We start from the raw sequence: 21025 nt of genomic DNA, 5'->3' as shown, positions 1-21025 counted from the left end.
CTCCCACCGCAGGCCCGTCAGGCTTTCGCGACGTGCAGGTCGACGTCGTGCTCCTGGCACCAGCGGGTGACGTCCTCGGTCGCCCGCTCGGTGACGATCAGGTCGACCTGGTCGAGCGAGCACACGGTGACGAAGTCGCTCGTGCCGAACTTGCTGCTGTCCATGGGAACCACCACCCTCCGGGCCCGGTCGATGACGGTCCGCTTGATCTGCGCCTCGGACACGTCGGCGACGCTGATGCCGTCCCCGGTCAGCCCGCTCGCTCCGACGAAGGCGACGTCGACCGTGAAGCGCATCAGGTTGTCCAGGGCGACCGGTCCGACCAGGGAACCGCCGAGGGACCGGATCTGCCCACCGATCAGCGTGTGCCGGACACCGGGTTGGTCGGCCACCAGGTTGGCCACGCCGAGCGCGTTGGTGAGGACGTTGACGTCGAGGTGGTCGAGCCCGTTCGCGATCTCCTCGACGGTCGTCCCGGAATCGAGGAACACCGACTCGCCTTGGGCGATCTCCTCCCGGCACGCCCGCGCGATCAGTTCCTTGGCCTGCCGGTTGCGCAGTCCTCGGTCGTGGAAGTTCACCTCGATGTGCTGGTGGTAAGCGATCGCACCACCGTGCGTGCGGCGGAGCAACTGCCGCCGCTGCAACTCGTCCAGGTCCTTGCGGATGGTCGGTTCCGTCACGCCGAGCGCCTCGACGAGCTCGGCCAGCCGGACCCGGCCTTGGGCCGCGACGGCATCGGCGATCCGCTGACGCCGCTCCTCCGCGAAGACGGGCTGCTCCTTGGGCATGGTCGACACTGTAGTTACCGCCCCTCCCCTGCTCCGGCACGACTCAACGCCGCCACGACCTCGCGCTGGACCGCGTTCTGGTGCTCGGTGGGGTCCGGCGCCTTGCGCGGAACGGCCACCAGTCGGGCGCGAGGAAGCCAACCGCTCAGCGTCCGCGCCACCGACTCGGGGTGCACGGGGTCGTCCGGCGCGGCGACGACGACAGTGTCCACTCCGACCGCTGAGTAGGCGCCGCGGTCGGGCAGCGGCAGGTCCCCCGGCATGCGGTCGAGCACCCTGGCCCGCTCCACCGCGTGCGGACGGCCGAACTGACCCAGCAGCGACATGGCCATGGCGGGCGCCGCGGCCTCGATCTCCCGGAATTGCGGCGTGTCCTGGAAAGCCTCCCGCCCCGCGTCCACACCGAGGGTCTCCAGCAGCAGGGCGATCCGCCGGAACGGCGCGAGGTTCGGCGCCGGTCTCTCGTCGAGCCACGCCGGTCGGATCAGGACCAGCCGCTCGACCAGGTCCGGCCGAGCCGCCGCCAGCGCCACGGCGATCCCCGCCCCCATCGAGACCCCGACCACCGCCACCGACCGCCTCCCCTGGGGCAGCGAGGTGTCGAGCAGGTCCGCCGTCAACGCCGCGAAGGCGGCGAACGTGATCGGCTCACCCTCGACCAGGTCCGTGTCGCCGTGACCGGGGAGGTCGGGCGCGATCCTGGTCGCGTCGAGGTCGTCCGGCAGCAGCCCGAGCGCCTGCCGTCGATCCCCACCGAGGCCGTGGAGCAGCAGCACCGGCGGACCGGTTCCGACGAGCGTGCTGGTGATCGGCGGCCTCATCGGGTGCTCACGTCCTCATGCCAGCGGAGCAGGTCGGCGCGCACGCGAGCGGCATCGGTCTCGGAGGCGTCCTGGACGATCATCGGCACCGGCGCGATCGTGGCCAGTTGACTGAACAGCGCCGGGTAGTCCATCAGGCCCGCCCCCACCGCGGAGTAGCCGGATTCGACGACATCCTTGGCCTGCGTGCCGATGACGTGATCGCCCAGCAGTTCGATCGCCTCGCCGAGGATCTCGTCCTGCTCGACGACGGTCTGCGGGGTGAGCAGGTTGGCGGGGTCGAGCACGATGCCGATCGGCGCGCCGGCACCGAGTTCGGCCAACAGCCGGGCCGCCGCCCGCGCGTCGCGGATGACGTTGCCGTGTTCCGGTTCCACGCCCAGTCGGACGCCCGCAGCACCAGCGGCCTCCAGCAACGGGTCGAGTGTGCGGCGCAGGTCCGCCCACGCTTCAGGAGCGGCGTTGGCAGGATGGGCGCGCCACATGTTGTCCGGGTCGCGGGTACCGGTGCACAGCGTGACGACGTCGGCGCCCAGTTCACCGACCAGCCCGATCAGCCGAATCGCCTGCCTGGTCTGCCGTTCACGCGACTCGATGTCGGGGTGGATCGCGTTGAACGTGGCGGACGCGCTGGGAATGGTCAGGCCCTCGGCGTCGAAGGCGGCCCGCACCTCAGCGAACCGCGCGTCCTCGACATCTGCGGCCAGGGTGGACAGTCCGATCGCGGCGAAGTTCCAGTGCGCCAGGGCGTACCCGGCGCCGGCGACGGCCGCCGCCACCTCCACCGGGCTGTCGCGGCGGAACGTGCGGGCGAAGATCCCCAACCGGGAGGCCAGGTCGACGGCGTTCACAGCTCCACCTCCGCGCCGGACTCGACAGCCGCCGCCGTGGCCTCGATGAGACGGATGGCCCGGACGCCGTCGTGCACGTCCGGGACCGGCGGGCCACCTTCCCGGATGCTGCGGGCGAACGCCTCGGCCTGGCGTTCGTAGGCGTCGCCGTCGGTGAGTTCCGGAACCGATGTGACGCCGTCGGCGTAGGCGTGCACGGTGGACGCGCGGCGGTAGAAGGGGAAGTGCGTGTCGACCCGGACGGTGCCGGTGGAGCCGAACACCTCGATGCCCTCGCTCGGCACGCCGGGAACGTCGACGGCGATGCCGACGGTGCCGACCGCCCCCGAGGGGGTGGTCAGCAGAACCTGCCAGGTCTGGTCCTTGCCGTCCTCACGATGCCGGGCGATCACGCTGGTCACGTCGCCGAGCAGGAAGCGAACGGTGTCGAAGACGTGCGCGCCGTGGGTCGCGAGCAGGTAGCGACGGCGATCCGCCTTGAAGCCCGCCTCCACCTGCCGGGCGGCCGGATCTGCGGCGACGTGCGGGAACAGCGTCGCCTCGATGCCGGGACGCAGGTCACCGATGCGGTACCAGGCGTTGAACGAGCGGACTTCACCGACACGCTCGACGACGAACCGCCGGGCGTACTGCACACCTTCGTCGTGCCGCTTCATGGCACCGACCTGGAGCACCAGTCCTGTCCGGTCCACGAGGTCGGCCAGCGCCTCCGCCTCCTCGAGTGTCGAAGCCAACGGCTTCTCCACCAGCACGTGCTTGCCCGCCGCCAGCGCCGCCGCGGCGATCGCGTGGTGGAACCGGTCGGGAGCGGCGACGATCACCGCCTCGACCGACGGATCGGCGAACACCTCGCCTTGGTCGGTGTACGCCGACGGCACGCCGTAGCGCCGCGCCACCGCACGGGCCACATCCGCACTCGGGTCGCTGACCGCGACGAGATCGACGCCCTCCGCCTTCTCCAACGCGGGCAGGTGCGCCACCTGGGCGATCCGGCCGCAGCCGATCAGGGCCACGCGGACGTTGCCGGTCATACCCCCTCCTTTCGGGTGATCCTCTTGACAGGCTCGTTTGCTTCCTGTTTTGTGCAACTAGTCAACCAAATCGAAACTAAGCGTGTCAAGACGAACTAAAACGAAACTGCGGAGGTAGCGGGCATGAGCGCATTGGGACTGGACGTCGGCGGCACCAAGATCAGCGCGGGTCTGGTCGACCTCGACGGCACGGCGACGGAGGTCACCACCACCCCGACCATCGGATCGGGGCAGGCGGTCGTCGATCAGGTCGCCTCGATCATCGACGGCTACCGGGCCGCGCATCCGGTCGAGACCGTGGGACTGGTCGTGCCAGGCGGGGTCGACCCGCGAACCGGGGTGGTCACCGCCGCGTCGAACCTCGGCTGGCGCAACCTCGACCTGCTCGCCGCCCTCCGCCCCCGACTACCGCCGTCGGTCGCGCTGCACGTCGACAACGACGCGAACGCCGCCGCCTGGGCCGAGCACCGCTTCGGCGGACACCGACTTGAAGGCTCGCTTGTGCTCGTCACCGTCGGGACCGGTATCGGGGGCGGCATCGTGATCGACGGTCGGGTAGTGCAAGGACTCACCGGGGCGGGAGGGGAGGTCGGCCACCTCCCCTTGCACCCCGGTGGGCGAGCTTGCGAGTGCGGGTCGAGCGGGTGTTGGGAGCAGTACGCCAGCGGGAGGGCGCTGCATCGCGCCGCTCAGGCTGCGGGATGGGACAGCGAGACCGCCGGCCACGACGTCCTCCGGGCGGCAGGGGAGGGCAACGAAGTGGCAGCCGTGGTTGTCGGGGAGGTGGCGGCCCAACTGGGGCACGGCATCACGGTGCTGACGGCGGTGCTCGATCCCGCTCTGGTGTTGCTCGGCGGCGGACTCGGCACCGACCCGTTGTTCCAGGCGTTCGTGCAGGATGCCGCGTCCGCAGTCGCGGTGACACCGCCTCGATCACGGGTGCCGATCGGGTCGGCGGCTCTCGGCGTCCTCGCGGGTGTGATCGGGGCGGCGGATCTTGCCCGGAGGATCGGAGGTGAGGTTGGGGTGCAGTAGATGTACGGAATACCGGTGGCGAAGGGACGGCGGTTCCGGCTTCGTCGGGCTGGCAACGTTTTCGAGCTTCGCCAGACGGAGGAATGTGTCTGACATCAGGGGTCGTTGACGTGCGCGGGCATGCGGGTGCCCAACCGCGCAGGGAGCCGCGACCGGGCCTGGGTTGGCGATCTACTTGATGGGGGCTACTCGGACCGCCACGCCGTTCCGCCTGCCCGCGTCAGGATGCAGTCGACGGAAACGGTCCAGTTGTTGTTGAACGCCTCGCACAGGAGAGCGAGCGTGCCTTGCCGGACAGACCGGTTGGCGTCGTTGCAGAGTTGAAAGCCCATCGCCCGACCGGGTCCGGTGTTGAGCTTCAGGATCGTCGCGGCATCGAGGAAGTCGGTTGGCCGGTACGCACCACGCAGCACCGCAACCTGCCACGCACTCGGCCACGACATCGACAGCCCCACCTACCCGTAACCGACGAAGTACCGCTACCGCAACGAAATTCGATTGCACACCCCAACACCAAGGAGCACCATCGGCACTACCGGATCATCGCCCCAACCCGCAGCACGACGGCCCGCCCAACCAGGTCCCGGCCCGCGCGCGACGGGGCTACCGCACGGCGCCCAACGGCCCGTGCACCGTGCCCCGCCGGGTCCTCGACCCGGCGGGGCCGCCAGCCCAGTCCGGCAAACCAAACACCTTGTCCGCAGCGAAGCCGGGTGCTTGCCCCGAGATAGGGCATCAGACGCCCCGCCCGGCGCAGCCAGGATGCCTGGCCGGCGCAGCCGATGCCTGGCCGGCGCAGCCAGGATGCTTCGTCCGAGGCGGGCGCCAGGACGCCTGGTCGGCGCAGCCGATGCTTGATCCGAGGCGGAGCCAGGATGCCTGACCGAAGCGAAGCCAGGTGCCTTGCCGACGCGTAGCGAGGTGCTTGGTCCCTGCGAAGCAAGGGATGCCGATGCGGAGCATCGGACTTCGTCCGCCACAAAGCGCCGGATAGATCGGGCACAGCCCGACGCCCCGGCCCGCCGTCGACGCAGCCGCTCCCGCGCATCCGGCGCGGAGCGCCCGCCGCCCTATCAGGCGCAGCCCGATGCCCGAGTCAGGCGCAGCCCGATCCTGGCAAAGCCAGACCTCCCCCTGCCCCCGATACACAGCGCCCTCCTGCCCTACCCCTGTTTGTCAAGGCATCTTTCCCGCCTTGACAAACAGGGGTAGGGCATTGAGACAATCGCGCGACCGGGGGCCGGGCTTCGCCTACCCGAAAACCCAACCCCACACACACCCCCACACACACCTCCACACCACAGCCCCACCCCTCACCCCTCCGACCCAATCGCCCGACGCGCCCCCAACTCCCGCGAGATACTCCGCGCCGCCGTCTGCACCGCCAACCCCAACCGCCGCGGCTGCGCCACCCTCTTCGGCACCAACACCCCCAACACCCCAACCACCCCGTCGTCCTTCCCGAACACCGGAGCCGCCACTGACACGATCGTTTCCGTCTCGTCCTCCCGCCGAAAGACCGCCAGCCTCTCCCGCCGCACCTCCGCCAACGTCCGCCGCAGCACGTCCGGAGCGATAAGCCTGTTCCCCGGCTCGCTGTAAACAGGCTTCGAGAGCAACCCCTCCTGCACTGCCCGCGGCGCAAAGGCAAGCAGGGCAAGCCCCACCCCGGTCGAGTGCAACGGAAGTCGCCCACCGATGCGGTAGTCGACAGGCGCGGCCTGCGGAGCGGACAGGCGTTCCACGAGCATCGCCTGCATCCCATCGCGGACGGCCAACTGCACGTGTTGTCGGGTCACCTCGGCCAAGTCGTGCATGAACGGCAACGCGACCTGCCGCAGCCCATGCCCGCGCGGGGCCAAGGTGGCGACCTCCAGCAGTCGCAGTCCGATGCAGTACCTACCCGCGGCGTCCCGTTCCAGCGCACCCCATCCGACCAGGCGGGTCGCCAGGCGCAGTGCGGAACTCGGCGGCATGTCGGCACGGCGGCTCAGTTCGCCCAGCGTCAGCGTCCGGTGGTCGGCGTCGAACGCGGCGAGCAGCGACAACGCGCGGTCGACGACGGGTTCGCCGTGTGCCGGACGGCGGCCGCGCACGCGGGCGGGGGGCGGGTCGGCGTCCTCCGGTGACGCGGATTTTCCATTGGTTGGCATCACCGCTGACCGTACCCCTTTCCTCTGTCCATCCTTCCCGCAAGTCAGGCGACGCACCACGGCACGCCCGGTCGCCGACCGCGATGCGAAAGGTGCCCAATGATGAGTACTTCTTTCCTCTCCGACGCGGACCACCCCGACCCGGCCACCACCTCCACCGACGCGACCGCGTGGCCGCGCCCCCGACGCGGGCTGCTGTTCTTCCTCGGTTTCGCGGCCATCGGCGCCGCGATGGCGAACCTGGTGCCGCTGGTCCTGACCCTGTCGATCAAGGCGACGATCATCGACCCGGAGGGCGCGACCACGATCGTTTCCATCGTGGCGGGTGTGGGCGCGCTGTTCTCGCTGATCGCGTTCCCGGTGCTGGGCCGGATCAGCGACCGCACCACCTCGCGGCTGGGCAGGCGCCGTCCGTTCCTGCTGCTGGGCGCGGTGCTCATCGCGATCGGCTCGGTGGGCCTGCTGCTCGCCTCGGGCACGCTCGCGCTGACCGCGGCCGGGGTGCTGACCGCGGTCGGGTTCAGCTCGGCGATCGTCGCGGTGACGGCGGTCATCCCGGACCAGCTGGCGCCGGACCGGCGGGGGCCGGCGTCGGCGATCGTGGGGCTGAGCCTGCCGGTCGGCGCGGTGATCGGCCTGTTCATCGCGCAGCTGGTCTCGCCGAACCTGGCGGCGATGATCCTGCTCCCGGCGGCCATCGCGGTCGTCGGCTGCGTCGTGCTCGCCGTGGTGCTGCCCGATCGCAGGCTCGCCGCGGCGGACCGCCCGCCGTTCGGCACGCGGGAGCTGCTCGGCACGTTCTGGGTGAACCCGTCGCGCAACAAGGACTTCGGGTGGGCGTGGCTGAGCAGGCTGCTGATCTTCCTCGGTGTCGCGGCGATCCAGGCGTACCAGGCCTTCTACCTGATCATCGTGCTGCACTTCGCGCCCGCGGAGGTCGCGGGAGCGGTCTTCCTGTCCACCCTGGTGCTCACGGCCGCCGCGCTGCTGTTCGCGCCCGCCGCCGGGAAGGTGTCCGACCGGGTGGGGCGGCGCAAGCCGTTCGTCATCGCGGCGGCGCTGATCTTCGCGGTGGGCCTGCTGCTCGCGGCGTTCGCGAGCTCGTTCCCGATGTTCCTGATCGCGATGGGCGTGGTCGGACTCGGCCAGGGCGTGTACTTCGCGGTCGACATCGCCCTGGTGACGCAGATCCTGCCGGACCCGGCCAACCCGGCGAAGGACCTCGGGTTGATGAACATCGCGAACACCCTGCCCGCCTCGATCGTGCCCGCGCTGGCGCCCGCGATCCTGTCGATCGGCGCCACCGCCGAGGCACCGCAGAACTTCACGGCGCTGTTCACGTTCGGCGCCATCGCGGGTCTGCTCGGAGCGGTGCTGATCCTGCCGATCCGCGGGGCGAAGTGATGCGGGGCGAAGTGATGCGGGGCGGGGTGATGCGGGGCGGGGTGATGCTGCCCTACCAGGACCCGAGTCTGCCCGTCGAGGACCGCGTCACCGACCTGATCGGCCGGATGACAGCGGACGAGAAGGCGGGACTGCTGTGCCACGCGCCGGTCGCGGTGGCGCCCGACGGCGGCCTCGTCGACGAGCCGCGGACGCTGCTGCCGACCGCCCCGACCACGCACGCCGTGCGCGACCTGCACCTGCGCTGCCTCACGCTGATGGCACCGGTCGCCGCCGGACCGCTGGCCCGGTGGCACAACGAGGTGCAGGTGCTGGCCGCGCGGAGCAGGCTCGGCATCCCGGTGCTGGTGTCGTCGGACCCGCGCCACTCGGCGAACGCGAACCCGTTGACGTCGGTGCCGTCGGGCGGCTGTTCGCGGTGGCCGGAACCGCTCGGCTTCGGCGCGCTCGGCGACGAGGACCTGGTGCGCGACTTCGCGCGGGTGATCCGCGCCGAGTACACCGCCGTCGGCATCCGCATGGCGCTGCACCCGATGGCCGACCTGGCCAGCGAACCGCGCTGGTGCCGCACCGCGGGCACGTTCGGCGCCGACCCGGACGTGGTCGGCCGCCTGGCGGGCGCGTACGTGGATGGCTTGCAGGGCCCCGACCTCGGCCCGGACGCCGTCGCGAGCATGGTCAAACACTGGCCGGGCGCCGGACCGCAGGCGGACGGCGAGGACGCGCACTTCGCGTCCGGCAAGGACCAGGTGTACCCGGCCGGGTTGTTCGAGCTGCACCTCGACCGGTTCCGCCCCGCCCTGCGCGCGGGTGTCGCCGCCGTGATGCCGTACTACGGGCGACCGGTCGGCGTGGACGGCCTCGCCGGGGTCGGGTTCGCGTTCGACCCGGAGGTGGTCGCCGGGAGGCTGCGCCGCGACGAGGGCTACGAAGGGCTGGTGTGCACGGACTTCGGTGTGCTCACCGACTCGACCCTGGCCGACGGCACGGTGTGGCCCGCACGGGCGTGGGGTGTGGAGCACCTGGACCGGCCCGAGCGCGCGGCGATGCTGCTCGACGCGGGCGTCGACCAGTTCGGCGGCGAGTGGTGCCCGGAGGTGATCACCGGCCTGGTCGCGGACGGGAGGGTCGCGCAGGCGCGGGTCGACGAGTCGGCGCGGCGCGTGCTGACGCTGCTGTTCCGGTTGGGACTGTTCGAGAACCCTTATGTGGATGAGGAAACAGCCACAGCGACCGTGGGGCGGGCGGACTTCGTCGCGGCGGGCGAGGCGGCGCAGCGGCGGTCGATGGTGCTGCTGGCCAACGACGGTGTGCTGCCGCTCGCCGACGGGATCCGGCTCTACGTCGAGGGGGTCGACCGCGCGACCGCCGCGAGGTACGCGACGGTGGTCGACCGGCCGGAGGACGCCGACGTCGCCTTGGTGCGCCTCGACGCGCCCTACGAGCCGAGGGACCGGCTGCCGGAGGCGTTCTTCCACCAGGGCGCGCTCGACTTCCCCGCCGACCGGCTCGACCGCCTGCGCGCGCTCGCGGCCACCGTGCCGACCGTCATCGACCTGTTCCTGGACCGCCCGGCCGTCATCCCCGAACTGGCCGAGGACGCCGCCGCGCTCCTCGCCGACTTCGGCGCGACCGACGACGCCGTGCTCGACGTGGTCTTCGGACGCGCCCGCCCGGAGGGGCGGCTGCCGTTCGAGCTGCCCCGGTCCATGGCCGCCGTCGAAGCCCACCCGGAGGACCTGCCCGGCGGCACGCCCGACCCGGTCTTCCCACTCGGCCACTCCGTCGGGGCGCTCGACTGGCGTCCGCGGACCGGCGAACCCCAGAAGGGCTGACCACATGCCGATCCACCCCGCCGTGTCGGGCAAGTTCCCGCTCATCGAGGGCGTGTCCTCGTTCGAGCAGCTGCTGTTCGACCCCGCCTACCGGGACCGGTTCGCCGAGTTCAACCGGCCCGCCGTGGGCGGCCCGCCGCCGGTCGTGCCCACCCGCGCCGACTCCGCGCCCGGCCCGCACGGTCCCGTGCCGATCCGGATCTACACCCCTGAGGACGCCGGGGGCGACCGGCCGTGCGTCGTGTGGATGCACGGCGGCGCGTTCCGGATCGGCGACCTGGACATGCCGGAAGCGGACTGGGTCGCCCGCGAGCTGGTGACCAGGGCGGGCGCGGTCGTGGTGAGCGTGGACTACCGGCTCGCGGTCGGCGGGGTCACCCACCCCGTGCCGCTCGACGACGTCGTGGCCGCGGTGCGGTGGACGCGCGACCACGCGGCCGACCTGGGTGTGGACCGCGTCCACGTCGGCGGGGCCAGCGCGGGCGGCAACCTGGCCGCGGGGGCGGCGCTGCGGCTGCGCGACGAGGACGGCTGGACGCCCGCGAGCCTGGTGCTGGCCTATCCCGTGCTGCACCCGGAACTCCCGCCGCGGTCGCCGTCGCTGGTCGCGCGGATGGCCGAGGTCCCGCCGATCCTGCACTTCCCGCCGCACGAGGTCCGCGCGATCACGGAGAACTACCTCGGCGGCCCGGTCAGCCGCGCCGACGGCTACGCGATGCCGGGGCTGGCCTCGTTGGAGGGCCTGTGCCCGACGCTGCTGCTCACCGCCGAGTACGACGACCTGCGCGGCTCGGGCCAGGTGTTCGTCGGGCAGTTGGCGGAGGCGGGGGTGGACGTCCGGTACGTGCAGGTCCTCTCGATGCTGCACGGGTTCCTGAACCTGCCGTCGGCGATCGAGCCGGTGGGCCGGGCGCTCGACCTGATCGCGGAGACCATCGTGGCGCACGACCCGGCGTTCGTCTCCACCTGAGGCCGTCTCCACCTGAGGCGAGGAGCCGTCTAACGGGACCGCAGGAACTCCACCGACCGGCGCACGATCGCAGGCACGTCCGCCGCGTCCTTCCACACGTGCTTCGCGCCGGGGACGAGGTCCAGTTCCACCGGGGCGCCCACCGCGCGCAGGGCGGCGGCCAGTCGGACGCTCTGCGCCGGGGGCACTGTGCTGTCGGCGGCGCCGTGCTGGAGCAGGATCGGCGGCGCGTCCGGGCGGACGAAGGTCAGCGGGGCGGCGGCGCGCGCCAGGTCGGGCACGTCGTGCGCGGGGGCGCCGAGCAGCAGCGCCTCGCGCGAGTCCGGGCCGCTCTGGTCGTCGACTCCCAGCGCCGCGCGGTCCGCGGGCAGCCCGAGCAGGTCCGTCACCGGGTACCAGGCGACCACGCCGTCCACGGCGCCGCCGTCGAGCGCGGCGAGCAGCGCGAGGTGGCCGCCCGCCGACTCGCCCCACAGGTGCACCGGGCCGGGAAGCCGCTCGCGGACCCACTCGACCGCCGCGCGCACGTCGTCCAGCTGCGCCGGGAAGCACGCCTCGCCGCTGAGCCGGTAGTCCGCGGCCGCGACCGCGAACCCGTTGTCCGCCAACCCCTGGTAGAACTTCCCGAGCACCGGCATGACGTGGCGGCGCGAGCCGCGCCGCCACCCGCCGCCGTGCAGGTACACGATCGTGGCCACCGGGTCGCCCACCGGGAGGTGCAGGTCGAGCGCCAGCGGCCGGAAGCCGGGCAGCTCCCGGTAGACGACGTCGAGGTCGGTCACGCCGCCTGCTTGTGGAAACGGCCGCCCTGCATGATCGTGAGCAGGTTGTCCTTGTCCTGCAACAGCTTCACGTCCTCCGTCGGGTCGCCGCGCACCACGAGCACGTCGGCGAGGTAGTCGGGGGCCAGCAGGCCGACCGGCAGGTCCATGACCTGTCCGCCGTGGAACGTGGTGGCCCGCAACGCCTCCGCGGGCGAGTAGCCGAACAGCTCCACGAACAGCTCCAGGTCGCGCGCGTTGCGGCCGATGGGGTTGTTGGGGAAGCCGTAGTCGCCGCCGGGCAGCACGCGCAGACCGCGCTTGCGCAGTTCCGGGTACAGCTCGCGCATCGCGGCGAGCGAGGCCACCGACCCCATCTTTTCCGCCATCGCCGTGTCGATGCCGAACTCGGCGCCCTCGTGGACGTTCGCCCACATGATCCCGACCGCGGGCGACAGGAAGATCGAGTCCTTGCGCTCCTCCAGCAGGTCGATGGCTTCCGCGTCGGCGTAGGAGCAGTGGTAGATCGACCGGAACCCGCAACGCGCGGCCAGTTTGACGGACTCGGGCGACTGGGCGTGGCAGTTCAGCCACACGCCCGACTCGCGCGCCTGCTCCCCCGCCGCGGCGGCCTCCTCGGGGCTGTACTGGGTGACCATCGAGCCGCCCTCGAAGAACACGTCGTCGTTGCTCATCAGCAGCTTGACGCTGTCGAAGCCGAGCGCGGCCTGCTCGCGGATGAACTCGCGCACGGCGCCAGGTCCGGTCTTCTGCGGCTTCGGGCCGTCCGGCCCCATCCGCACCGGGTTGTTGTCCCGCTCGAACGACGCCGCCCGCATCCGGGGACCGGGCGTCGCACCGGAGGCGATGCGCTCGCGCAGCACGATCTCGGTGGGCACGGGCGTCAGCGAACCGGCGGAGTACGCGCTGGTGAAGCCCTGGTCGAGCAGGATGGCCGCGTTGCGCTCGGCGATGGCCAGGTGCTCGTCCGGCGTCGGCATGTGGTGGAAGAAGCTGACGTCCAGCGGCGGGTTGAACGACGGGTCGATGTGCCCGACCGCCGAGGGGAACGTCAGGTGCGAGTGCGACTCCACCATGCCCGGCATGACCGTCGCGCCGCGGCAGTCGACCACCCGGTCACCCGGCTCGGGTTCGGTGCCGCCGCCGGGGCGCACGCTCTCGATCCGATCGCCGCGCACCACGACGTCCGCGGGCACGGCGGCGGAGCCCGTGCCGTCGAACACCCGGCCACCGGTGAACAGCACGCGACCGTTGTCCTCGTTCATGACTCCTCGTTCCAACACGTCATTGTGCCTGGCAGGTCACGCGCCGACCATGTTGTAGCCGCCGTCGGCGACCAGGAAGCTCCCCGTGACGTGGTCGGCGTCCTCGGTGGCGAGGAACAGCGCCGCCCCGGCGAGCTGCTCGGGCCGCGGGATGCGGCCGAGCGGGGTGTTGCCCCGCAACTGCTCGCCGCGGCCGGACTGCCAGTCCTGCCTGCCGAGCGTCGCCTCGGTCTCGATGAAGCCGGGCGCGAAGACGTTGACCCGCACGGTGGGGGCGAGCGCGTGCGCGTACGACTTGGTGAGGCCGATGATCCCGTACTTGGCGGCCGCGTACTGGGGCGCGCGGGCGCTGCCCCGCACGACCACGGTGGACCCGATGTTCACGATCGAGCCGCCGCCCGCGTCGACCATCCGCGAGCCGATCTCGTGGGTGCACAGCATCGTGCCCTTGATGTCCACGGCGAGGACGTGGTCGATCGACTCCTCGGTGATGTCGCGCCACGACATCTGCTCGCGGGCGACGTCGCCGACGTTGTTGACCAGGACGTCGACCCGGCCGAAGTGCCCCCACACCTCGTCGGCCATCCGCTTGACCTGCGTCCACTCCGCGATGTCGGCCTGCACGAGGAACGCCTTGCGGTCCTCGTCCTCGACGCGTGCGGCGGTCTGCTCCGCGCCTGCCTTGGAGCCGCGGTAGTGGACGGCGACGTCCGCGCCCTCCTGTGCGGCGCGCACGGCGATCTCCGCGCCGAAACCGGTGCCCGCACCGGTGACCAGTACGGTCTTGCCTTCGAACCGGCGGGGAATGGTCACGCGGACTCCTTAGACGAGGGTGCGGCCGCCGTCGACGTACAGGACGTGTCCTGTGACGAACGACGACCAGGCCGAGCAGAGGAACAGGATCGGGCCGACGAGGTCGTCCACGGTGCCGAGGCGGCCCGCGGGCACCAGGGAGGTCAGCTCCTCCCGGACGCCGGGGAGGTCGAGGTGGTGCCGGGTCAGGTCGGTCTCGGTGTAGCCGGGCGCGACCGCGTTGACCGTGACGCCGGAGGAGGCCCACTCATGGGCCATGACCCTGAGCAGCTGGTTCACCCCGCCCTTGGTCGCGGCGTACGGGGCGTGGTCGGCGTGCGCGAGCTGCCCGGACACCGACGAGAGGTAGACGACGCGGCCGTACCCGGCCCTCACCATCAGCTCGCCCGCGGCCCGGCCCGTCCAGAACGCGCTGCTCAGGTTGAGCGCGACGATCCGCTCCCAGACGTCGTCCGGGGTGTCCAGCACGGGGCGCCGGTCGTTGGTGCCGACCGCGTGCACGAACACGTCCAGCCCGCCCAGCGTCGACGCGGCCCTCGCGACGCAGTCGCGGCTGCCGTCGGCCGTGGTCAGGTCGGCGTGCAGCGGGATGATCCCGGCGACGCCCAGTGCGTCCAGGCGTTCCTCGTCCACGTCCGCGACGACGACCGACGCGCCCGCGGCGGCCAGCGCGATCGCCGTCGCGGCGCCGATACCGCCCGCTCCCGCGACCAGCGCCGTTCGACCGCGCAGCCCCAGCCCGTCCTCGCCCGTCATGGTGCCGACGCTAGGTCCGGGCACGTCCGGCGCGCACCGACCGTTCCATTGGTTGGCAGAGGTGAGCGGTTCCCGGCGGGCCCTGCTGGGATGGCCCGCATGACCAGGCTCCCCCGCCCCGTGCCCGCCGACCTCGACGCGGACCAGCGCGCCCTCTACGACACCATCACCGGCGGCCCTCGCGCCCAGGGGCCGCAGCGGTTCCGGCTCACCGACGACGAGGGTCGGCTGAACGGCCCGTTCAACGCCATGCTCGTCGCGCCGCCGCTCGGCCACGCGCTGCAGAGCCTCGGCGCCGCCATCCGCTACGAGACGACGCTGGACGTCCGGGTCCGCGAGCTGGCGATCCTGGCCGTGGCGGGCAAGTGGGACTCCGCGTTCGAGCAGCACGGCCACGAGCCGATCGCGCGGGACGCGGGCGTGACGGAGGAGCAGCTCGACGCGCTGCGCCGGTTCACGATGCCGTCCGACCTCGCCGACGACGCCGAGCGGTGCGCGCTGGAGACGGTGTTCGCGCTGCTGCGGGACGGGGACCTGGACGACGCGGCCTACGCCGAGGCCGTTTCAACCATTGGCAACCGGATGGTCTTCGAGCTGACCGCTCTGGTGGGCTACTACGCGACGCTCGCACTCCAGTTGCGGGTCTTCCGGGTCAGCCCCCCAGCCGAGAGTGGACACCCATGAAACTAGTGACCTTCGACGACGGCCTGGTCGGCCGGATCGCCGACGACCAGGTCGTCGAACTCGACACCGGGTCGACGCGCGAGTTCTTCGAACGCGGGCAGGCCGTGCCCGAGACCGGCAGGCGGTTCGCGCTGGCGGACGTGCGGCTGCGCGCCCCGATCGTGCCGAAGAAGTTCTTCCACACCGCGGGGAACTTCCGCGAGCACCACGAGGACCTGGCGCGGGTGAACTGGTCGCACCCGGTGAACAAGGGGATCGTGTTCTTCCAGAACGTGGACGCGATCATCGGGCCGGACGAGCCGATCGTGTACCCGTCGCACCTGACGAAGGAGCTGGACTACGAGCTGGAGCTGGCCGTGGTCATCGGCAAGCCCGGCAAGTTCTTCTCCGCCGAGCAGGCCGTCGAGCACATCGCGGGCTACCTGGTGTTCAACGACATCACCGCCCGCGACATCCAGCGCCGCGAGATGGAGTCCGGCGTCTTCTCGTTCTCCAAGGCCATCGACACGTTCTGCCCGATCGGCCCGTACATCCTCACCGCCGACGAGGTCGACGACCCGCACGACCTCGACATGGAGCTGCGCGTCAACGGGCAGGTGCGGCAGAAGTCCGACACCGGCCGCATGTCCGTGTCGATCCCGCAGCTCGTCGCCTACCACTCGCCGCAGGTCTACAGCGCGGGCGACATCGTCACGACCGGCACGGTGGCGGGGGTCGCGGCGAGCACGGACGACCCGTTCGCCAACTACCTCAAGCCGGGTGACGTGGTGGAGGCGGAGATCGAGGGGCTGGGTGTGCTGCGCAACCCGGTCGTCTCGTGGCGCGACGCCTACGGCACCGAGCCGCCGACCGCCGACCAGTGGGTCTGAGCGCGTGCGCCTCGCCACGCTGGCCGGCCGCGCCGTGCTCCTGGTCGACGACGGCGCCGTCGACATCGCCGCCGCCGGACCGTTCGGCCCCGATCCGATGGACGTCCTGGCCAGGTGGACGGAGTTCCGCGAGTGGGCCGCCTCCGCGGACCTCGAGCCGGCGCCGTTCGAGCCCCACGACCTCGACGCGCCCGTCCCTCGGCCGCGCCAGGTGTTCGCGGTGGCGTTGAACTACCCGCCGCACGCCGCCGAGGCCGGGTACCAGCCGCCCGCGGACCCGTTGGTGTTCACCAAGTTCCCCACCTGCGTCACCGGTCCGGACGCGGTGGTCGACCTGCCCGGCGACCGCGTGGACTGGGAGGTGGAGCTGGTGGTGGCCATCGGGGTCGCCGGTCACCGCATCGCCGCCGCCGACGCGTGGGACCACGTGGCCGGGCTGACCGTCGGCCAGGACCTGTCCGAACGCCGGGTGCAGATGCTCGGCACTCCCCCGCAGTTCTCGCTGGGCAAGTCGTTCCCCGGTTTCGGTCCCACCGGTCCGGCGCTGGTCACGCCGGACGAGTTCGGCGACCCGGACGACCTGGAGATCACCTGCGTGCTGAACGACGGGGTGGTGCAGCAGGCGCGCACCAAGGACATGATCTTCGACGTGTCCGAGCTGGTCGCGCGCCTCTCCGCGATCTGCCCGCTGCTGCCGGGCGACCTGATCTTCACCGGCACCCCGGCGGGCGTCGGCAACCGGATGACCCCGCCGCGCTACCTGACCCCCGCCGACGTGCTGGTCAGCCGGGTCGAGGGGATCGGCGAGCTGCGGACGCGGTTCCGCTGACCGCTACCAGGCGACGCGGGAGCTCTCCACGACGTGGTGTCCCGCCCGGACCTGGTCGACCCGGCCGTTGGGCAGCCGGATCTCGGCGCGGGTGCCGGGCGGGACGTCCACGGTGAGCCGGAAGCCGTCATTCCCGATCCGCCACGCGCTGCGGATCGGGCCGTACGGGCTGTGGTGCTCCGCCTCGGCCGACCGCAGACCGCCGCCGGGCCGGGGCTGGACCACGAACCGCCGGTAGCCCGCCTCGTCGCGGCCGGGGTCGTCGGGGAGCCGGATGCCCGCGACGTGGGTGTGCAGGAACGAGATGACCGCGCCCTTGCTGTAGTGGTTGAGCGATCCCCGCGCCCCGGCGGCGTCCACGCCGTCCCACCGCTCCCAGATCGTGGTGGCCCCCTTGGCGATCATGCCCAGCCAGGAGGGGACGCCGGTCGACGTCAGCAGCCGGTAGGCCACGTCGAGGTGCCCGTTGTCCGCCAAGGTCGGCAGCAGCAGCCCGGTCGCCAGGAAACCGGTGCCGATGCCGTTCTGCCGCGCGTCGGCGGCCAGCCGCTTCGCCACGGTGGCGCGCAGGTGGTCGGGCACGAGGTGGAACGCCAGCGCCCGCACGTGGTTGGCCTGGCTGGGAACGGCGATCTCGCCGTCGGGTCCGAGGTACTCGCGCCGCCAGGCGGCACGGGCGGCGCGGGCCAGGTCGCGGTAGCGGTCCGGCGACCGTCCCAACAGGACGGAGACGCGACTCAGCAGCTCCGCCGAGCGGGCGAGGTAGGCCGTGGCGACGACGCCGTGGTCCACGCGGGGGTCGGGGTTCGGGACCTCGCCGGGTTCCAGCCACTCGCCGAAGTGTCCGCCGGTGTCCCACAGGTACCGCTCGTGCGGCGCCGGGGCGCCGACCCGGTCCGGGTGGCGACCGTCGTGGGCCGCGGCCGCGGCGTAGTCGACCCAGCGGACCATCGACTCGTACTGCCGGTCGAGGACGGCCAGGTCGCCGTACGCGCGCCACAGCTCCCACGGCACGAACACCGCCGCGTCGCCCCAGCCCGCCGAGCCCTCCATGGCGTCCTTGAACGCGCTGCCGGAGGGCCCGGCGCCCGCGGGGTTCGGTGTGACCGCGGGGACACGACCGTCGGGCCACTGGTCGGCCGCGAGGTCGCGCAGCCACTTGTCGGAGAACCCGGCCACGTCGTGGGTCAGCGCGGCGGTGGCGACGTGGACCTGCCAGTCGCCGGTGAACCCGGAGCGCTCGCGCTGCGGGCAGTCGGTCGGGATGTCGCAGGCGTTGTCGCGCAGGCTCCACACCGCCGCGTCGTGCAGGGCGTTGAGGCGGTGGTCGTCGCAGTCGAACCAGCCGGTCTCGCACAGGTCGGTGTGCACGACGACGGCGGTGACGTCCAGCGCGCCGAGGCCACCGGGATGCCCGTCGACCTGCACGTACCGGAAGCCGTGGGTGGTGTGCCGCGGTTCGAGCACGTCCCCGGCCCGGCCCGCGGAGACGACCTCGTCGACCTGCCCGGCGGGCAGGAGCTTGCCGGTGGCGAAGTCGAACGCCCGCAGGTGGTCCGTGCCGACCCGGCCGTCGACGTCGACGTGCTCGCCGTGGGTGAGGGTGAGGGTCGTGCCCGCCGGGCCGAGGTCGGTCAGCCGGACCCAGCCGTTGACGTTCTGGCCGAAGTCCACCACGACGCCGCCGCTCGCGAGCCTGTGATGACGGTCGGGGTCAGCTCCTCGATCCGCCGCACCGGTGGCGCGACGGTGAGCACGAGCCTGCCGCGGTCGGCGTAGAGGCCGCCGTCGACCGGGTGCGCGGGGTGCCAGTCGGCTTCGGGCGTGCGGAAGTCGACGCGCTGGCCGTCCATCAGGTCCGCGGCGGTGACCCGGCTCGGCCGTGACCGCCAGTCCGGCCCGGTGGTGACCACCGTCGTGCCGCCGTCGTGGGCGACCTCCAGCGCCAGCAGCGCGGCGACCCGGTCGCCGAAGCCGTCCGCGGTCCGCTCGAACCCGTGCCTGCCGCGGAACCAGCCGTCGGACAGCAGCACCTCGACGGAGTTGGCGCCGACGCGCAGGAGGTCCGCGACGTCGTACCGCTGGACCTGCAACCGGCGCCGGTAGGCGGTGAAGCCGGGGGTCAGTTCCTGGTCGCCGACGCGGGTGCCGTTGACGAACAGCTCGTAGATCCCGTGCGCGGTCGCCCACGCCGTCGCCGCCGTGACCGGTCCGTCCAGGGTGAACCCGTGGCGGAGCCGGTAGGCGGGCCGTTCGCCGGGGGCGGGGATCACCGGCTCGTGCGGCTCGATCCAGGTGGCCGTGTCGAGGACGGCGGGCAGGGCGTCGACGGGCCACGGCGCGGGCTCGGACCAGTCGCTCTCCCCCAGGTCGGTCCGCACGCGCACCTGCCACGAGCCGCCGCGGCGGTCGACGCCCAGGTCGACCAGCACCGATTCGGCGCTCTCGCGGCGACCGGACGTCCAGACGACCTCCCCGGCGTCGAGCACGCGCACCTCGTAGGCGTGCTGGACCGCGGTCCCGACCGGCAGCCACCACGAGGCGCGTGCCGGGCGGTCGAGTCACAGCCGGGTGGGCGCGTTGGTCATCGGGAACTCCCCCGGAGCGTCGAACTGAAAACCGAGGGTACAAGGTTTTCGGTAGGATGAGCGGGTGCCGCGCAGATCAGGGAGCTACGCCGCGGGCAGGCAGCGCCGCGACCGCATCGTCGAGGTGGCCGTGGGCCGGTTCGCCGAGGACGGGTACCACCGCACGTCGCTGGCCAGGATCGCCGCGGACGTCGGCCTGACCGAAGGCGGCCTGCTGCACCACTTCCCGTCCAAGAAGCACCTGCTGCTGGCCGTGGCCGAACACCGCATGGCCACCGCGGCGGAGTGGTGGGCGGATCTGCCGCCGGACGCGTCCCTCAAGGCCGTGCTGGACGAGATGGCCCGCTCCGCCGAGCGCTTCCTGCGCCAACCCGGTCTGATCGAGCTGTTCGTGCTCGCCTCAGCAGAGGCCGCGGACCCGTCCAGCCCCGCGCACGCGCTGTTCGCCGGGCGCTACCGCACCGTGGTCGACAGCCTCACGGCCGTGTTCGCGCGCTGCGCCGAGCGCGGCGAACTGGCCGCGGACACCGACTGCGCAGCGCTCGCCCGCGAGTGCGTCGCGGTCTGCGACGGGCTGCAGCTCCAGTGGGTGCTCTCCGACGGCCGCCTCGACCTCGTCGGCGGCGTGCGCGAGCACGCACGCCGCCTCGTGCCCTGATCAGGCCTGCGCCCACCGCTTCCCGAGGTCGGCCGCGCGTGCCGCGCCGAGCGCCTGCCCCAGCTCGTAGGCGGCGCCCACGCGCGAGGTGTCCAGCAGGAACGCGCCCCAGCCGCTGAGGTCGAGGAACGCCTGGTCGGGCTGCACGGTGACGACCTCGGAGCCGGTGTCGCGGAGCGCGTCGATCTCGACCAGCTGCCGGGAGGTGGACGCGTCGAGCGCGGCCGCCTGTTCACCGCCCATCAGGGCCAGGGTCATGCAGGAGACGACCAGGACCCGTTCGTGGCCCGCGGCCACGTGGACGTTGAGCGGCGAGGCCATGCCGCCGTCGACGTAGCGGTTGCCGCCGACCGCGACCGGCGGGAACAGCGTGGGCACCGCGCAGCTCGCGGCCACCGCGCGGTCCAGGTCGACCTTGTCGTCGGCGGTCCACACGCGCGGCACGCCCGTCACGGCGTCGATGCCGGTGCACGCGAACGCGGCGGGCCAGTCGACCCCGTGGAAGCGGACGAACGGCTCGTGGCCCACGAAGTCGTCCTCGGTGACCGTGTCGGCCTCCAGGGCGAGCCTGCCGATCGCCGCCAGCGGGGCGTCCGGGGACGCGGTCGTCGCGTCGAGGAGGGCGGCCTGCATGGCGGCCAGGTCCACGGGGCGGTCACGGGGCAGCGGGAGCGCGGCGGCCATCGCGGCCATGACACCACCGGCGTCCAGGCCCGCCGTCACGGTGGCGCCCGCGACCGCGCCCGCGGACGTGCCGATCACCGCGTCCGCGTCGCGCAGGTGCACGTCGTGGGCGGCCAGGCCGGTGACCAGACCCAACTGCCAGGCGATGCCTACCGGGCCGCCGCCGCCGAAGACGACCGCGCGGATGTGGGGTGCGCTCATGGATC

Annotated in this window: 21 protein-coding genes; 8 read left to right on the top strand and 13 right to left on the bottom strand. The window is 72.4% G+C overall.

What is annotated here, in order from left to right:
- Nucleotides 1–17: 17 nt before the first annotated feature.
- From RM788_RS49160 to RM788_RS49145, 4 genes are read right to left on the bottom strand one after another with little or no spacing between them, the layout of a single operon-like run.
- On the bottom strand, nucleotides 18–791 hold the full coding sequence (locus tag RM788_RS49160) for a DeoR/GlpR family DNA-binding transcription regulator (protein ID WP_315928346.1): 774 nt from the start codon (nucleotides 789–791) through the stop codon (nucleotides 18–20).
- A 14-nt stretch (nucleotides 792–805) separates the two neighbouring features.
- Entirely contained in the window at nucleotides 806–1612 is an 807-nt protein-coding gene (locus RM788_RS49155; protein WP_315928344.1) for an alpha/beta fold hydrolase, read from the bottom strand.
- Nucleotides 1609–2463 carry a sugar phosphate isomerase/epimerase family protein gene (locus tag RM788_RS49150; protein WP_315928342.1) on the bottom strand — a complete coding sequence of 285 codons (855 nt, stop codon included), beginning with the start codon at nucleotides 2461–2463 and terminating at the stop codon, nucleotides 1609–1611. Before RM788_RS49150 ends, RM788_RS49155 begins: the two co-directional genes overlap by 4 nt.
- Nucleotides 2460–3494, bottom strand: a complete 1035-nt coding sequence (locus RM788_RS49145) for a Gfo/Idh/MocA family protein (RefSeq protein ID WP_315928339.1) — start codon at nucleotides 3492–3494, stop codon at nucleotides 2460–2462. The genes RM788_RS49150 and RM788_RS49145 overlap by 4 nt, the downstream gene beginning before the upstream one ends.
- A gap of 123 nt (nucleotides 3495–3617) precedes the next feature.
- Here RM788_RS49145 and RM788_RS49140 point away from each other — a divergent pair, with 123 nt between their 5' ends.
- The gene (locus RM788_RS49140; protein WP_315928337.1) at nucleotides 3618–4529 is read left to right on the top strand and encodes an ROK family protein; all 912 of its coding nucleotides are present in this window, start codon (nucleotides 3618–3620) and stop codon (nucleotides 4527–4529) included.
- 185 nt (nucleotides 4530–4714) lie between these two features.
- On the opposite strand, the gene RM788_RS49135 is transcribed toward RM788_RS49140, so the two are convergent.
- Together RM788_RS49135 and RM788_RS49130 are read right to left on the bottom strand one after the other, a co-directional pair.
- Complete coding sequence (locus RM788_RS49135; protein ID WP_315928335.1) at nucleotides 4715–4984, bottom strand: hypothetical protein; 270 nt, start codon at nucleotides 4982–4984, stop codon at nucleotides 4715–4717.
- 858 nt (nucleotides 4985–5842) lie between these two features.
- Nucleotides 5843–6682, bottom strand: coding sequence for an IclR family transcriptional regulator (locus RM788_RS49130; protein WP_315928333.1), 840 nt, complete (start codon nucleotides 6680–6682; stop codon nucleotides 5843–5845).
- A 102-nt stretch (nucleotides 6683–6784) separates the two neighbouring features.
- Here RM788_RS49130 and RM788_RS49125 point away from each other — a divergent pair, with 102 nt between their 5' ends.
- From RM788_RS49125 to RM788_RS49115, 3 genes are read left to right on the top strand one after another with little or no spacing between them, the layout of a single operon-like run.
- Nucleotides 6785–8086, top strand: a complete 1302-nt coding sequence (locus RM788_RS49125; RefSeq protein ID WP_315928331.1) for an MFS transporter — start codon at nucleotides 6785–6787, stop codon at nucleotides 8084–8086.
- Nucleotides 8086–9921 (top strand): glycoside hydrolase family 3 protein, encoded by a 1836-nt coding sequence (locus RM788_RS49120; RefSeq protein ID WP_315928329.1) that lies wholly within the window; start codon nucleotides 8086–8088, stop codon nucleotides 9919–9921. The genes RM788_RS49125 and RM788_RS49120 overlap by 1 nt, the downstream gene beginning before the upstream one ends.
- A 4-nt stretch (nucleotides 9922–9925) precedes the next feature.
- Nucleotides 9926–10891 (top strand): alpha/beta hydrolase, encoded by a 966-nt coding sequence (locus RM788_RS49115; protein ID WP_315928327.1) that lies wholly within the window; start codon nucleotides 9926–9928, stop codon nucleotides 10889–10891.
- A 29-nt stretch (nucleotides 10892–10920) separates the two neighbouring features.
- Here RM788_RS49115 and RM788_RS49110 read toward each other — a convergent pair whose 3' ends face one another.
- Genes RM788_RS49110 through RM788_RS49095 form a run of 4 tightly spaced genes read right to left on the bottom strand, consistent with a single transcriptional unit; the run spans nucleotide 10921 to nucleotide 14507 of the window.
- Nucleotides 10921–11673 carry an alpha/beta hydrolase fold domain-containing protein gene (locus RM788_RS49110; protein WP_315928325.1) on the bottom strand — a complete coding sequence of 251 codons (753 nt, stop codon included), beginning with the start codon at nucleotides 11671–11673 and terminating at the stop codon, nucleotides 10921–10923.
- Nucleotides 11670–12938 carry an amidohydrolase family protein gene (locus RM788_RS49105; protein WP_315928323.1) on the bottom strand — a complete coding sequence of 423 codons (1269 nt, stop codon included), beginning with the start codon at nucleotides 12936–12938 and terminating at the stop codon, nucleotides 11670–11672. The genes RM788_RS49110 and RM788_RS49105 overlap by 4 nt, the downstream gene beginning before the upstream one ends.
- Nucleotides 12939–12974: 36 nt before the next feature.
- Nucleotides 12975–13751: an SDR family NAD(P)-dependent oxidoreductase gene (locus RM788_RS49100; protein WP_315928320.1), complete on the bottom strand. Its 777-nt coding sequence runs from the start codon at nucleotides 13749–13751 to the stop codon at nucleotides 12975–12977.
- 9 nt (nucleotides 13752–13760) lie between these two features.
- Entirely contained in the window at nucleotides 13761–14507 is a 747-nt protein-coding gene (locus tag RM788_RS49095) for an SDR family NAD(P)-dependent oxidoreductase (RefSeq protein ID WP_315928318.1), read from the bottom strand.
- A 99-nt stretch (nucleotides 14508–14606) separates the two neighbouring features.
- Between RM788_RS49095 and RM788_RS49090 the strand changes: the two genes are divergently transcribed.
- The 3 genes from RM788_RS49090 to RM788_RS49080 are packed head-to-tail and all read left to right on the top strand — an operon-like array spanning nucleotide 14607 to nucleotide 16889.
- Nucleotides 14607–15191: a carboxymuconolactone decarboxylase family protein gene (locus RM788_RS49090; RefSeq protein WP_315928316.1), complete on the top strand. Its 585-nt coding sequence runs from the start codon at nucleotides 14607–14609 to the stop codon at nucleotides 15189–15191.
- Nucleotides 15188–16060, top strand: coding sequence for a fumarylacetoacetate hydrolase family protein (locus RM788_RS49085; RefSeq protein ID WP_315928314.1), 873 nt, complete (start codon nucleotides 15188–15190; stop codon nucleotides 16058–16060). The genes RM788_RS49090 and RM788_RS49085 overlap by 4 nt, the downstream gene beginning before the upstream one ends.
- A 4-nt stretch (nucleotides 16061–16064) precedes the next feature.
- Entirely contained in the window at nucleotides 16065–16889 is an 825-nt protein-coding gene (locus RM788_RS49080; RefSeq protein WP_315928312.1) for a fumarylacetoacetate hydrolase family protein, read from the top strand.
- Between the two features lie 3 nt (nucleotides 16890–16892).
- On the opposite strand, the gene RM788_RS49075 is transcribed toward RM788_RS49080, so the two are convergent.
- Together RM788_RS49075 and RM788_RS49070 are read right to left on the bottom strand one after the other, a co-directional pair.
- A complete protein-coding gene (locus tag RM788_RS49075) occupies nucleotides 16893–18566 on the bottom strand; it encodes a family 78 glycoside hydrolase catalytic domain (protein WP_315928310.1) in 1674 nt (557 codons plus the stop codon).
- Nucleotides 18524–19384, bottom strand: a complete 861-nt coding sequence (locus RM788_RS49070; RefSeq protein ID WP_315928308.1) for an alpha-L-rhamnosidase N-terminal domain-containing protein — start codon at nucleotides 19382–19384, stop codon at nucleotides 18524–18526. Before RM788_RS49070 ends, RM788_RS49075 begins: the two co-directional genes overlap by 43 nt.
- Before the next feature lie 157 nt (nucleotides 19385–19541).
- Here RM788_RS49070 and RM788_RS49065 point away from each other — a divergent pair, with 157 nt between their 5' ends.
- Nucleotides 19542–20135: a TetR/AcrR family transcriptional regulator gene (locus RM788_RS49065; protein ID WP_315928306.1), complete on the top strand. Its 594-nt coding sequence runs from the start codon at nucleotides 19542–19544 to the stop codon at nucleotides 20133–20135.
- Here the strand turns inward: RM788_RS49065 and RM788_RS49060 are convergent, their stop codons facing one another.
- Nucleotides 20136–21020, bottom strand: a complete 885-nt coding sequence (locus RM788_RS49060) for a patatin-like phospholipase family protein (RefSeq protein WP_315928304.1) — start codon at nucleotides 21018–21020, stop codon at nucleotides 20136–20138.
- Nucleotides 21021–21025 lie beyond the last annotated feature (5 nt).

This window comes from Umezawaea sp. Da 62-37 (assembly GCF_032460545.1).
GTDB lineage: Bacteria > Actinomycetota > Actinomycetes > Mycobacteriales > Pseudonocardiaceae > Umezawaea.
This window is presented reverse-complemented; position numbering and strand designations above follow the sequence as displayed.

Bases quoted from the DNA above. Each gene is read 5' to 3' on its own strand.
- RM788_RS49160 (WP_315928346.1), bottom strand. From the start codon at position 791: ATGCCCAAGGAGCAGCCCGTCTTCGCGGAGGAGCGGCGTCAGCGGATC.
- RM788_RS49155 (WP_315928344.1), bottom strand. From the start codon at position 1,612: ATGAGGCCGCCGATCACCAGCACGCTCGTCGGAACCGGTCCGCCGGTG.
- RM788_RS49145 (WP_315928339.1), bottom strand. From the start codon at position 3,494: ATGACCGGCAACGTCCGCGTGGCCCTGATCGGCTGCGGCCGGATCGCC.
- RM788_RS49140 (WP_315928337.1), top strand. From the start codon at position 3,618: ATGAGCGCATTGGGACTGGACGTCGGCGGCACCAAGATCAGCGCGGGT.
- RM788_RS49130 (WP_315928333.1), bottom strand. From the start codon at position 6,682: ATGCCAACCAATGGAAAATCCGCGTCACCGGAGGACGCCGACCCGCCC.
- RM788_RS49125 (WP_315928331.1), top strand. From the start codon at position 6,785: ATGAGTACTTCTTTCCTCTCCGACGCGGACCACCCCGACCCGGCCACC.
- RM788_RS49120 (WP_315928329.1), top strand. From the start codon at position 8,086: ATGCGGGGCGAAGTGATGCGGGGCGGGGTGATGCGGGGCGGGGTGATG.
- RM788_RS49115 (WP_315928327.1), top strand. From the start codon at position 9,926: ATGCCGATCCACCCCGCCGTGTCGGGCAAGTTCCCGCTCATCGAGGGC.
- RM788_RS49105 (WP_315928323.1), bottom strand. From the start codon at position 12,938: ATGAACGAGGACAACGGTCGCGTGCTGTTCACCGGTGGCCGGGTGTTC.
- RM788_RS49095 (WP_315928318.1), bottom strand. From the start codon at position 14,507: ATGACGGGCGAGGACGGGCTGGGGCTGCGCGGTCGAACGGCGCTGGTC.
- RM788_RS49090 (WP_315928316.1), top strand. From the start codon at position 14,607: ATGACCAGGCTCCCCCGCCCCGTGCCCGCCGACCTCGACGCGGACCAG.
- RM788_RS49085 (WP_315928314.1), top strand. From the start codon at position 15,188: ATGAAACTAGTGACCTTCGACGACGGCCTGGTCGGCCGGATCGCCGAC.
- RM788_RS49060 (WP_315928304.1), bottom strand. From the start codon at position 21,020: ATGAGCGCACCCCACATCCGCGCGGTCGTCTTCGGCGGCGGCGGCCCG.